Genomic DNA, 11,941 nt, shown 5'->3' on the forward strand with positions numbered 1-11,941 from the left:
CAGTTTCTCCATTTCAGTTGATGTGATCCGCGACATGACAGGCCACCTGATGGCCGGGTTTGATCGTGCGGAATTCGGGTTCAGTGACGCGGCAAAGCTCTGTCGCCAGCGAGCATCGGGTGTGGAACCGACAACCCGATGGGATGTTGCTCGGGCTCGGCAGGTCGCCGCCAAGAGGAGCCGCCTGCCTTGGCCGCGAGGGATCGGGAACGGCCGCCATCAGCGCACGGGTATATGGATGGCGTGGGTCGGACCAGAGCGTCTCGTTGTCGGCGCTTTCGACGATCCGGCCGAGATACATGACCAGAACCCGGTCGCAGAAATAGCGCACCACAGACAGGTCATGGCTGATGAAGAGATAGGAAAGACCGAACTCCTTCTTCATCTCCACTAAAAGGTTCAGGATCTGCGCCTGGATCGACAGGTCGAGCGCCGAAACCGGCTCGTCGCAGACGATCAGCTCCGGGTTGAGCAGCAGCGCCCGGGCAATGCCGATCCTTTGCCGCTGGCCGCCGGAGAATTCGTGGGGGTAACGATTGATGGCATCGGCGGGCAGCCCGACCTTGGCGATGATACCGGCGACAGTGCGCCGCCGCTCCGGCCGGCCGCCAGCCTTGTGGACGACCAGCGGTGCTTCGAGGATTTCACCGATCGTGTGGCGCGGATTGAGCGAGGCGAAGGGATCCTGGAAGATCATCTGGATCGACTTGCGAACGTTTCGGAGCCGCCCCTGATCAAGGGTCGTGATGTCTTCGCCCTTGAATTCGATCCGTCCAGCGGTCGGATCGACCAACCGCAACAGCGTCTTGCCAAGGGTCGATTTGCCACAGCCGCTTTCGCCGACTAGCCCGACGGTTTCACCGCGCTCGACCACGAGATCGACGCCATCGACGGAGCGCAAGAGGCCGTCGCGGGTGTTGTAATGGGTCTTGAGATCAGAGGCTGAGAGAAGCGGCATCGGGGACGGCCTTGAGGGACGAGGTGAACGGGCAGGCAACGAGCCTCTCCGGCGTCTGAGCAATCAGCGGCGGCACCTGATGGCCGCAGCTCGCACGCGCCTGGCGACAGCGCGGCCTGAAGGGACAGCCGGCCTCGCCGGCCGCCGAGACGATCGACCCGGGGATCTCGGTCAAGCGACCGCTCAGATAGTGAAAGTCGCTCTTCAGACGTGGCGAGGCCGAAAGCAGCCCGCGCGTATAGGGATGCAGCGGATCGTTGAAGAGATCCCCGGGGAGAGCCTGCTCGACCTTGCGGCCGGCATACATGACGACGACCTTGTCGGCCCATTGCGCGACGACGCCGAGGTCGTGGGTGATCAACACCACCGCCATCTGCAGTTCGCGTCTGAGCGTGTCGAGCAGGTCGAGCACCTGCGCCTGGATCGTCACGTCGAGCGCGGTCGTCGGTTCGTCGGCGATCAAGAGTTTCGGCCGGCAGGCAACGGCCATGGCGATCATAACCCGCTGTCGCATGCCGCCCGAGAGCTGGTGGGGATAGTCGTCGACCCGCTTTTCGGCGGCCGGGATGCGCACGAGCCTCAGGAGTTCGATCGCCCGTTCGCGCGCCGCCCTGCCCGAGAGCTTCTCATGCACCTTCAGCACTTCGCCGATCTGCCGGCCGATCGACATGACGGGATTGAGGCTCGTCATCGGCTCCTGAAAGATCATGGCGATCTCGCGCCCGCGCAGCTGCCGCATCTCGCGCGCATCGAGACCGAGAAGATCGCGGTCGTCAAAGACGATGCGGCCACTGGTGACCCGTGCTGTGCGCGGCAGCAACTGCATCAGGGCAAGTGCCGTCAGCGATTTGCCCGAGCCGGATTCTCCGACGATCGCCAGTGTCTCGCCGGCGCTGACCTCAAAGGAAAGATCCCGGACCGGTTCAGCGCGCGGAAAGCCGATGGTGAGGTTTTCGACCTGAAGCAGCGGCGCCATCGTCAACGATCCTGCGTGAAGCGGGGGTTGAGGGCATCGTTCAACCCGTCGCCGATGAGATTGAGCGCAAGCACCGTGAAGACGATCGCCAGGCCCGGAAGGGCCGTCAGGTACCAGGCCGTTCTGACCAGCTCGCGACCGGTGCCTATCATCGAGCCCCAGCTCACGACATTGGGGTCGCCGAGACCCATGAAGGAAAGTGCGGATTCCATCAGGATTGCGGTTGCGACCATGACCGATGACGTCACGATGATCGGCGGCAGCGCGTTCGGCAGGATCTCGCGGAAGATGATCCGTCCATGGCCAAAGCCGAGGCTGCGGGCGGCCATGACGAAATCCTTCTCGCGGATCGCGCGAAACTCGGCCCTCGTCAGCCGCGCGACCGTTGGCCAGGAGATAACGGCGATCGCAAGCGTCACCGTCGTGGCCGAGGGTTGGACGATCGCAACCAGAACGACAAGAAGCACGAAGCTCGGCAGGGTCTGGAAGATCTCGATGAGCCTCACCAGAAGGTCGTCGACCCAGCCGCCGAAATAACCGGCAATCGCGCCGACGACCACGCCGAAGGTGAGGCCGAGGGCCGTCGCCACCAGCCCCACGAACAGGGAGATGCGCGAACCATGCAGGATGCCGGCGAGCACGTCGCGCCCCAGTGAATCCGTACCGAGCGGGAAAGCCGGATCCTGGCACGGCCACAGGAACGGTTTTCCGACCATCGACAGGGGGTCGTCGGGGTAGAGCACCGGCGCCAGCAGCGCGACGGCGATGACGAGTGCAAGGAATGCGGTGCCGAACAGCGCATTGGGGTTGGCGAAGAAGACCTTCAGCGCCCGGTGCCCATTGGTGACGGCGACCGCAGCGTTTGGCTGGGAACGCGCGTCAGGCGCCTTCATGTTTGACCAGGACGGACGTTCCGGCGCGGTTGCCTGCTCGTTCGTCGCCGGAGCAGCATAGGCGCCGCCGGTGACAGCAGGAAAAGCCCCGAAGTCGGTGGTGGACATCAGCGCGCTCCAATTCGAGGGTCGAGCCAGGCGTGGACGAGGTCCACGGCGGCATTGGCAATGATGACGAGAAGAGAGGACAGAAGCAGGATGCCGAGCAGCACGGTGAAATCCCGGCCCATGACCGCCTCGAAGGCAAGCCTGCCGAGACCCGGCCAACTGTAGACGGTTTCCACCACCACGGCGCCGCCGAGCATACCGCCGATATGCATGCCGGCCATGGTCGTGATCGGGATCAGCGCGTTGCGCAGAATGTGCCTTGCCGTCACGCCAAACGGCGTCAACCCCTTGGCATAGGCGGTGCGGACGAAATCTTGGTTCTTGACTTCGAGCATGGCGGCACGGGTCAGCCGCGCGTAGATCGCAACGTAGAACAGCGCGAGCGAGGTCGCCGGCAGCACCATGTAGCGGGCCTTGTCGAGCAACGCCGGGAATCCTTTCAGCTGGGATCCGATCGTGCCCGCACCGCCGCTCGGCAGCCAGCCGAGCTTGACCGAAAAGAGCACGATCAGCATCAGGCCGATCCAGAAGCTCGGGATCGAGTAGAAGAGCAACGAGAACACCGACAGCAGGCGGTCGGGGATCCGGCCCGCAAAGGTCGCCATCAGCGATCCGAGGATGACACCGAGCAGGATCGCGATGAGGAGCGCGACCGCCATCAGCGTCAGTGTTCCGGGCAGCCGCTGGGCAATCAGATCGGCGACCGGCATGCCGTAGCGCGGGGAAAAGCCGAGGCTGAATTGCGCGAGGTTGCCGAGATAGGTGGCCAATTGTTCGAGCACCGGGCTATCCAGCCCGAAGCGGGCTCTCAGCGCCGCAACGCTTTCTTCGGTCGCCGAACCCGCCTCGCCGGCCAGAACATCGGCCGCGTCGCCGGGAGCCAGCTGCAAAAGGAAGAAATTCAGGATCACAATTCCAAGGATCGTCGGAACCGCCTGCAGAAGCGTTCGTCGAAGCGTTCGCGCAATTCTGATCAGCACCGGCATCGATGTCGCCTCTCCGTTTGGCCGTCCGCCAACAGCGAACCTTCACCTCGGCCTGACCCTTCGCCGCGGATGATTTTTATAGTTGACTAATTACATAGTCTTTGTCAAATCTGTTTTAGTAATTTCGCCCTGAGATTAGCCACTTACAGGAACACTATTCCTGCGATTTATTGCTATTTGAACTCGTATTGGAATACTAATCCGAAATCGGTACAGCTCTCGCAATGAGTGACTAGGAAGACGCACTCGAACGAAAAACCCTTCCCGGCACATCCCATTGAAGACAGCGGAGAAACCCCGTGACACGCAAAAATGCCATCTCGCAAATCTGGTACACGCGCTGCCCTGTCCCGACACCCGTGGGGCTCGCCACCCAGCTCGGCCTGCTCGACAAGGCGTTTGCCGCGGAGGGCATTACGCTTAACTCGATCATCGACAGCAAGGACCGCTCCGTCCGATCCAGCCACTTCGATCACCATCTCGATTATTCGTTTCGCCATGGCGGCAACGTCCCGCCGATCCGCGCCCGCTCGGAAGGCAACCCGACACGCCTGGTCGGCATCACTTGGACCGACGAATTCCAGGCCATCATCACGTTGCCCGGGACCGGGATCAAAACGACGCGCGATCTTGTCGGCCGACGCTTCGGCATTGCGCGCCGACCACCCGGTATCATCGACTTCATGGCCGCAACGGCGCTGAAGGGCCTGGTTTCCGCTCTGTCGCTCGAAGGGCTCACGCCCTCCGATGTCCAGATCGTCGATATCCCGCTTTCCGAAAGCGTTCTTGATGGCAGGGAGGGCCCGCAGCTCTACGGCCTCAGAAACCGGCAGGCCTACGGGCCGGAAGTGGCCGCACTGCTGCGCGGCGAGGTGGACGCGATTTATGTCAAAGGCACGCCCGGTATTGCCGTTGCCAATCTCTTTGCGGCTCACACAATCGCGGAATTCGGTTTCCACCCGGACCCGAAGATCCGCATCAATTCCGGCTCCCCACGGGTGCTGACCGTCGATGAACGGCTGGCGGAAGATCGTCCTGACCTCGTCGCCAAGCTGATCGCGACGCTAAAGCAAGCCGGCGCCTGGGCCGAAGAGCACCCCGAAGAGGCGCGCCGCTTCGTTGCTCGCGAAGTCGGCGCATCCGAAGAGGTCGTGGCTGCGGCCAACGGTCCGGATCTGCACAGGCATCTCGGCATCGGCCTCGAACCGGAACTCGTCGCGGCGATCGGGCACTACAAGGACTTCCTGCATCAATGGGGGTTCCTGGCCGAGAACTTCGACATCGACGCATGGGTCGACCACCGTCCCTGGGCGGAACTCGACATCCGCGCTGTCGCCTGAACGAGAGCAACAAATGACCGATCCCACACGTTTCGAGCTGGTGATTGCCAAGGCCGAAGAGCTCGGAAAACGCTTCGCCCTCACAGCGCGCCACTACGATGAAACCGGCGAATTCCCTTTCGCCAATTTCGACGCGCTCCATGAGGCGGGACTGCTTGGCCTGGTAACGGCGCCCGAGCACGGCGGCCTCGGCGGCGGATTGACGGAGGCGCTCGCCGTCATCTCGGCAATAGCCCGCGGAGAGCCGTCGACCGCCCTCGTTCTTTCAATGCACTACAACCAGCACTATTCGGTGCGCACCTCAGGCAAGTGGCCACAGCACCTGGTCGAGCGTGTTACCAGGGCCAATCGCGAGGGCGTCGCGCTGATCAATGCCGCGCAGGTGGAGCCGCGCGTCGGTTCGCCATCGCATGGGTCGTTGCCGGAAACCATTGCCCGGCGCGTTGGCGACCAGTGGCGCATCACCGGCCACAAGACCTATGCCACCGGCATCCCGCTGCTGCGCTGGGTGGCGGTCCTTGCGGTCACCGACGAGCCGGAGCCGAGGCTGGGTTCGTTCCTCGTACCGACGTCGGCCGATGGTATTCGCGTCGAAAAGACCTGGAACGCCACGGGCATGCGGGCAACCAACAGCGACGACCTGATCCTCGATGACGTCGCGATCCCGCTGGAGGATGTTCTCGACATCGCGCCGGCGAGGGAGGGCCTGAAACGCGACGAACGCATGGGTGCCTGGTATTTCAGCCTTGTCCCGGCAATCTATGACGGCGCCGCGCAGGGCGCCCGCGACTGGCTGATCGACTTTACCACCTCGCGGGCACCGGCAAGCCTCGGCGCACCGCTTTCGACTGTCCCCCGCATTCAGGACGGCCTTGGCGAGATCGAGGTCTTGCTGACAGTCAATCGCAGGCTCCTGCGTTCGATTGCCGAGGATTTCGATACGGGGCGCGCCTTCGGCGCTGACGCTGCCGCGGTCAAACATACGGTGATCGCCAATGCAATCACGGTGACAACCCTTGCCCTTGAGCTTGGCGGCAACCCCGGCATCAGCCGCGACAATCCGCTGGAGCGTCACCATCGTGACGCCCTCTCTGGCAAGGCGCACGCGCCGCAGAACAACCTCATCCGGACGATGCTCGCCAAGGCCGCGTTCAGCCGCCACGCCGCAGCACCTGCCGTTGCGCTGGAGCCGGTGCCGGTTCGGTCTCACCACCAGCCCCGCCTTGCGGTCGTCGGCCGCAGCTAGGAGTTTTATGATGTCTTCCCTCGATTCCGTCTGGTACACACGCTGCCCCGCCCCGACCCCGCTGTCGATCGCCCATCAACTCGGCTGGCTCGACAAACAGTTTCAGAACGCCGGCGTTGCCGTGCGCTCGATCCGCGACAGCAAGGATCCGTCGGTCCGGCAGAGCCACTTTACCCATGCGCTGGATTACTCGTTCCGGCAGGGCGGCAACATTCCACCGATTTGGGCGCGATCCGGTGGTCGCGAGACACGCGTCGTCGGCATCACCACGACAGACGAATTCCAGGCGATCATCGCGCTTCCAGGTTCCGGCATCGCTGTGGCGAAAGACTTGAAAGGACGCCGCATCGGCGTGCCACGCAAACCCAATTCCGACGTCGTAGACTTCCAGCGGGCCACCGCCTTGAAAGGCATCGTCTCGGCGCTTTCGCTCGACGGCCTCGATCCCGGCAATGTCGAACTCGTCTATCTCGACACCGAGGAGGGCAACCTGGTCGAACGGGGTAATGCCGCCTTCCTGGGCTTGAAGCGCCGATATCCCTATGGCGACGAACTTTTGGCCCTGGCCTCGGGCAAGATCGACGCTTTCTTCGTCAAGGGTGCCGAAGGTATCGTGCTCGCCAATCAGATCGGTGCAGTGGTGGTGGCGGAATTCGGCTTCCATCCGGATCCGAAGATCCGCATCAACAATGGCACGCCGAGACCACTGACGGTCGACGCTCGCTTTCTTGACGAACATTTCGACCTCGTTGTCGATCTTGTGTCGACCGTCGCCAGCGTCGGCGATTGGGCGGCCTCGAACCCGGATACGGCTGTTCGCTTCATCGCCAACGAGATCGGCGTCGGCGAGGACGCGGTCTGGGCTGCCAACGGCCCGGACGTCAATCTCCATCTTGGATTGGCACTGGACGAACTCCAGATCGCCGCGTTTGATCACTTCAAACGCTTCCTTCTCGATTGGGATTTCATTCCAGCCGATTTCGACGTCTTCAGTTGGATCGATCACCGGCCGCTGGAGGCCGCATTGCAGCGGTCCGCCGCATGAGCGCCACGCCGATCCTCGTTACCGGCGCCACGGGCAAACTCGGGCGGCTGATCGTCGAGCGGCTAGTGGCGCTCGGGCAACCGGTTCGCGTCTTTACCCGACGCCCGGAGACGGCACGTGCCCTGTTCGGCGAGACTGTCCAGATAGCCGCAGGCGATTTCGGCGACCGCGCCGCGCTCGACGCGGCCGTTCGAGGTGTGGAGCGCCTTCTTCTGCTGTCCCCCATCAGCGCCAGACTCGTGATGGATCAGACCGCTGTCGCCGATGCTGCCGCCGCCGGAAACGTTGCCCGCATCGTCAAGATATCGGGCTCCGACTGGACGATCGAACCGGCCGGCAATTCGATCTCCGGGGCCGCACACGCTGCCGTCGAACGTCACCTGCAAGGCCTGCCGGTGGAGACCGTTTCGCTTCGGCCCAACGCCTGGATGCAGGTCTCGCTCGCCAACACCATCAGGCACGCGGTCACGAGTGGCCAGGTCGCCACCGCCAACCTCGACGCCGGCATCGGCTACATCGACGCCCGTGACATTGCCGATATCGCCGTGCATCAACTCCTGGCCGATCGCGTCCGGGGCCGCACGCTCAGCCTCACCGGCCCGGACGTAGTCTCATTGCGTCAGGTCGCTTCTCTACTGACGACAGCCTTGAAACGGCCGATTGCCGCCCTCGAGAAGCCACCACAGACGGTTCCCAAAGATGGTGACTTCGAACACCGCGCCGTTGCGCAATTTTCAAGGTTGATCGCTGCCGGCCGTGCCGCGACGACGACCGACATCGTACCGACACTGCTCGGCCGCCCGCCCCGGACCGTCGAAGCGTTCATCTTGGAACAGGTCGCTACAGCGGCTGCAGTTCCCGAGTATCAGCCATGACCATACCCTTCGTCGACGTCGCCATCATCGGTGGAGGACCGGGCGGCCTCGCCCTGGCGCAGGGCCTCAGGAAGAACGGCATCGACACCGCCATCTTCGAGCGCGACCCGGTCCGCTCGGACTATGTACAAGGCTTCCGAATGCGGATCCGGCAACGCGGTATTGACGCGCTTCAGGCGAACCTGCCGGCCCATCTCTTTCACGCTTTCCTCGATACGCTTGGGCTTGCGCCGACCGAGAACCTGGTCCTCGACGAAAGGTTCAACCGTCTGGAGGATGCCGGACAGGCGGCCCCAGAGCCCGAAGATACCCACATCGAGAAGTCGGTCAGCCGGATCACACTCCGCCAGATCCTTCTGTCCGGGCTCGACGGCGTCTTTCACACAGGCAAACGGTTCGAGCGCTACGAGCAGCTTGCCGACGGAACGGTGCTTGCGCATTTCTCCGACGGCTTGGCCGTGCGCGCCAATCTTCTGGTCGGGGCCGATGGAGCGGGATCGGCGGTACGCCGCCAGCTCCTGCCGGACCTCAAGAGCATCGACACCGGCGTGCGCCGGCTGGCCGGCAAGATCACGATCGACGAGGCTGAGCGACGGGGCATCTCACCGCTTCTCACGGAGTTCAATACCAACATTCGCCCGCGCGACGGCCGCGGCCTGATGATCACCAGCCACCGGGTCGATCCATCCGTCTATGCCCGCTACGACTTTGTCAGTGCAGAAGACCCCGGCCACCGCGACATCCCCGGCTTCCACTTCAACAACTCGACCAGCTACACCTGGTGGAACACGGCCTACGATACCGACGAGCTCGGGCCAGACGAGGAGCTTGAATCTCTCGACGGTGATGCCCTGCTCGAAACGCTCCTTCAGCGCATCGGACACTGGGACGAGCGCATCCTGAAGCTCATTCGCCACAGCGACCCGTCGACGGTGGCCTTCCTCAAGGTCAAGAGCTCCACCCCCGGCGCGGTATGGCAAAGCGGGCCGGTGACGCTGCTCGGCGACGCGATCCACGCGATGACCTATTTCCGCGCGCTTGGCGGCAACACCGCCCTCTACGATGCCGGATTGCTCGTTCGCGAGCTTGTCGCCGCACGGCGCTTCGGCAAGCCACAGCTTGCCGCCGTGAACGACTACGAAAACGCCATGCGCGAACACGGCTACGAAGCCGTGCGGTCCTCGCTTTCCGCCATGCAGCGCAATGTCGGCGCCAATCGACCGCTCAAGGCGATACCTGCCCTCTAGCCCCCAGGAAAATCGATCATGTCTATCGTCGTCTTCGGTGCGTCCGGAAATATCGGCAGCAACATTCGCAAAGAGGCCCTGTCGCGCGGCCATCGGGTGACCGCGGTAACACATGCCTCCGATGTGGAGCCTGCCGAACGCCTGACCGTTCTGAAAGCGGATATTGCCGACCCGGAGGAGGTGGCAAAGATCGTGGCCGGCCACGACGCGGTCATCAGCGCCTATAGTCCTGGTCTTCGTCGGCATTCGGCGGAAGATGCGGCGGTTCTCATCGAGAAAGCGCATGCCTCCCTTTTCGAAGGCGTCAAGCGCACGGGCGTTGGCCGCATCATCATCGTCGGCGGCGTTGGAAGCCTGGAGGCAAGCCCCGGCATCGACGTCGTCGACAGCGATTTTTATCCCGCCGAACACAAGGCCCATACCCTGCGCAACCGCGAGATCCTTCGCAGCTTGAAACGCGGCGAGCACGACCTCGACTGGACCTATGTCTCCCCGCCTCTCTCCATCAAATCCGGCGAGAGGACCGGCCGCTTCCGGCTCGGCGAAGATGCGCTGCTGCGCGACGAAGCGGGCGAAAGCCGGATCTCCGAAGCGGATTTCGCCATCGCCATTCTCGATGAACTCGACAAGAGACAGTTCATCCGCCGCCGTTTCACCGCGGCCTACTGAAGGACCTTCATTCGCATGCCCCGAACGCTCAACATCAATGTCGGCATCAATACTACCGGCTACCTGCCGGCCGCCTGGAAATACCGCAGCGGCAGCCGCCATGACATCTATGATCCGCAATACTACAGACGCCTGACCGAACTCGCCCACAAAGGTCGGTTTGACGCCGTGTTCTTTTCCGATCATCCGGCATTGATGACTGACCCGGACAGCCGGCCATTCCATACCATCGACCCGCTGATCCTCTGTACGGCGCTTGCGGCACAGGTGCCTGACATCGGCTTTGTCGCAACGATGTCGTCCACCTACAATTCGCCCTACAATCTTGCCCGCCGCACCCAATCGACCGACATCGTTTCCGGCGGCCGCCTGATCATCAACATCGTCTCCTCCTTCAATCCGAACGTGGCCGCCAATTTCGGCTCCGCACCGCTGCCTCCGAGAGCGGAGCGCTACGCGAAAGCGTCCGAATTCCTCGACGTCGCCAAGAAGCTCTGGGCGAGCTAGGATCCAGCCCGGGAAGGCGATGTGCCCGACGAACGGTTCTGGGATGCCGAGAGTGCGCATTCGATCGACCACGAGGGCGATCATTTCACCGTCAAGGGACCGCTGAATGTGCCGCGCGGCCCGCAGGGCCATCCGGTGATTGCGCAGGCGGGTGCGTCCGAAGGGGGCATCGAGCTCGCCGCCCGCCACGGCGAGATCATCTATTGCAACATCCTCTCCCGGCCGGCCGGCCAGGCCTTCGGCAAGAAGGTCAGGGATCGCGCCGCAGCGCTTGGTCGTGACCCCAAGGGTATCCGGATCGTGCCCGGGGTAGTGGTGATCCTCGGCGAGACGAAAGAAGAAGCCTTGCGCAAGCACGAACTCTTCAGCGGCGCCGGTTCGGAAGACGGCCTGATCGCACGGTTCGTCAAGGAGAACGGCATCGATCCTGACGGTTTCGATCCAGACGCGGCGCTGGATGCCGAGCGCTTTATCCCGGATCCCAACCGTCTTCAGGCGGTCGGTATGGGTCTCGGGCTTTCCGATCTGCTGACACATGAGAAACTAACGGCAAGGCAGGCAGTACGCCGCTCGGAGGGGCACCACCGTCTGCTGCTTGGAACGCCGGAAGAGGTTGCCGATGCGCTCATCGATCTTTGGGAGGACGGGACCGTCGACGGCTACACGCTTCAGCCGCCACGAGCGCCTGACGATATCGAGGAGTTCGTAAAGAAGGTCGTCCCCATCCTGCAGGACCGCGGTGTCTATCGCAGCCACTATGAAGAGCGAACCGTCAGGGAGCGCTACGGTCTGCCTTTTCCGGCTGATTGAAAACCAAAAACCGGCGAATCCCGCAGATATCTTGATTCTGGATATTGAGGCGAACGGCCTTACCGAAACCGTGGACGTCTTAAAACTCCTGACCTGCGACGCTGTAGGCCAAGTCTTATTCCCTTTGATACATTATGCGATCTTCGTGGCCCAAAAGGTACATTCTAATTTGAAGTGCGACATGCCAATGATTTCAATGGTTTCCCCTTGGAGATTTTGGCATGTCCCGACGCTATTCGCAGCTGAATCTGGCCGATCGACGCCGCCTCTTCCACTTTGTC

General features: G+C 62.8%; 10 protein-coding genes and 1 pseudogene. 7 read left to right on the forward strand and 4 right to left on the reverse strand.

Translation table 11 applies throughout. The features are described from left to right. Positions 1-13 precede the first annotated feature (13 nt). Genes IB265_RS20465 through IB265_RS20480 form a run of 4 tightly spaced genes read right to left on the reverse strand, consistent with a single transcriptional unit; the run spans position 14 to position 3,921 of the window. The gene (locus tag IB265_RS20465) at positions 14-958 is read right to left on the reverse strand and encodes an ABC transporter ATP-binding protein (protein ID WP_192495121.1); all 945 of its coding nucleotides are present in this window, start codon (positions 956-958) and stop codon (positions 14-16) included. Beyond that, positions 936-1,934, reverse strand: a complete 999-nt coding sequence (locus tag IB265_RS20470; protein ID WP_192495122.1) for an ABC transporter ATP-binding protein — start codon at positions 1,932-1,934, stop codon at positions 936-938. The genes IB265_RS20465 and IB265_RS20470 overlap by 23 nt, the downstream gene beginning before the upstream one ends. Before the next feature lie 2 nt (positions 1,935-1,936). Further along, positions 1,937-2,935 (reverse strand): ABC transporter permease, encoded by a 999-nt coding sequence (locus IB265_RS20475; RefSeq protein WP_192495123.1) that lies wholly within the window; start codon positions 2,933-2,935, stop codon positions 1,937-1,939. Then, positions 2,935-3,921: an ABC transporter permease gene (locus IB265_RS20480; protein ID WP_057248620.1), complete on the reverse strand. Its 987-nt coding sequence runs from the start codon at positions 3,919-3,921 to the stop codon at positions 2,935-2,937. The genes IB265_RS20475 and IB265_RS20480 overlap by 1 nt, the downstream gene beginning before the upstream one ends. A 299-nt stretch (positions 3,922-4,220) precedes the next feature. On the opposite strand from IB265_RS20480, the gene IB265_RS20485 reads away from it, so the two are divergent. The 7 genes and pseudogenes from IB265_RS20485 (at position 4,221) to IB265_RS20515 (ending at position 11,660) form a co-directional block, all read left to right on the forward strand. Next, positions 4,221-5,261 (forward strand): ABC transporter substrate-binding protein, encoded by a 1,041-nt coding sequence (locus IB265_RS20485; RefSeq protein ID WP_192495124.1) that lies wholly within the window; start codon positions 4,221-4,223, stop codon positions 5,259-5,261. Positions 5,262-5,274: 13 nt separating this feature from the next. Next, positions 5,275-6,507, forward strand: coding sequence for an acyl-CoA dehydrogenase family protein (locus IB265_RS20490; RefSeq protein ID WP_192495125.1), 1,233 nt, complete (start codon positions 5,275-5,277; stop codon positions 6,505-6,507). 10 nt (positions 6,508-6,517) lie between these two features. Further along, positions 6,518-7,552, forward strand: coding sequence for an ABC transporter substrate-binding protein (locus IB265_RS20495; RefSeq protein ID WP_192495126.1), 1,035 nt, complete (start codon positions 6,518-6,520; stop codon positions 7,550-7,552). Continuing rightward, the gene (locus IB265_RS20500) at positions 7,549-8,427 is read left to right on the forward strand and encodes an NmrA family NAD(P)-binding protein (protein ID WP_057248616.1); all 879 of its coding nucleotides are present in this window, start codon (positions 7,549-7,551) and stop codon (positions 8,425-8,427) included. Before IB265_RS20495 ends, IB265_RS20500 begins: the two co-directional genes overlap by 4 nt. Then, on the forward strand, positions 8,424-9,674 hold the full coding sequence (locus IB265_RS20505; RefSeq protein WP_192495127.1) for an NAD(P)/FAD-dependent oxidoreductase: 1,251 nt from the start codon (positions 8,424-8,426) through the stop codon (positions 9,672-9,674). Before IB265_RS20500 ends, IB265_RS20505 begins: the two co-directional genes overlap by 4 nt. Before the next feature lie 18 nt (positions 9,675-9,692). After that, complete coding sequence (locus tag IB265_RS20510) at positions 9,693-10,343, forward strand: NAD(P)-dependent oxidoreductase (RefSeq protein ID WP_057248614.1); 651 nt, start codon at positions 9,693-9,695, stop codon at positions 10,341-10,343. A 15-nt stretch (positions 10,344-10,358) separates the two neighbouring features. Then, a pseudogene (locus IB265_RS20515) lies at positions 10,359-11,660 on the forward strand (NtaA/DmoA family FMN-dependent monooxygenase). The last annotated feature ends 281 nt before the right edge of the window (positions 11,661-11,941 follow it).

It is taken from the genome of Ensifer sp. ENS10, assembly GCF_014852025.1.
In the GTDB taxonomy this organism is placed as follows: domain Bacteria; phylum Pseudomonadota; class Alphaproteobacteria; order Rhizobiales; family Rhizobiaceae; genus Ensifer.

What these genes read in the sequence shown, in the direction of transcription:
- IB265_RS20465 (WP_192495121.1), bottom strand. Translation starts at nt 958, where the DNA reads ATGCCGCTTCTCTCAGCCTCTGATCTCAAGACCCATTACAACACCCGC.
- IB265_RS20470 (WP_192495122.1), bottom strand. Translation starts at nt 1,934, where the DNA reads ATGGCGCCGCTGCTTCAGGTCGAAAACCTCACCATCGGCTTTCCGCGC.
- IB265_RS20475 (WP_192495123.1), bottom strand. Translation starts at nt 2,935, where the DNA reads ATGTCCACCACCGACTTCGGGGCTTTTCCTGCTGTCACCGGCGGCGCC.
- IB265_RS20480 (WP_057248620.1), bottom strand. Translation starts at nt 3,921, where the DNA reads ATGCCGGTGCTGATCAGAATTGCGCGAACGCTTCGACGAACGCTTCTG.
- IB265_RS20490 (WP_192495125.1), top strand. Translation starts at nt 5,275, where the DNA reads ATGACCGATCCCACACGTTTCGAGCTGGTGATTGCCAAGGCCGAAGAG.
- IB265_RS20495 (WP_192495126.1), top strand. Translation starts at nt 6,518, where the DNA reads ATGTCTTCCCTCGATTCCGTCTGGTACACACGCTGCCCCGCCCCGACC.
- IB265_RS20500 (WP_057248616.1), top strand. Translation starts at nt 7,549, where the DNA reads ATGAGCGCCACGCCGATCCTCGTTACCGGCGCCACGGGCAAACTCGGG.
- IB265_RS20505 (WP_192495127.1), top strand. Translation starts at nt 8,424, where the DNA reads ATGACCATACCCTTCGTCGACGTCGCCATCATCGGTGGAGGACCGGGC.
- IB265_RS20510 (WP_057248614.1), top strand. Translation starts at nt 9,693, where the DNA reads ATGTCTATCGTCGTCTTCGGTGCGTCCGGAAATATCGGCAGCAACATT.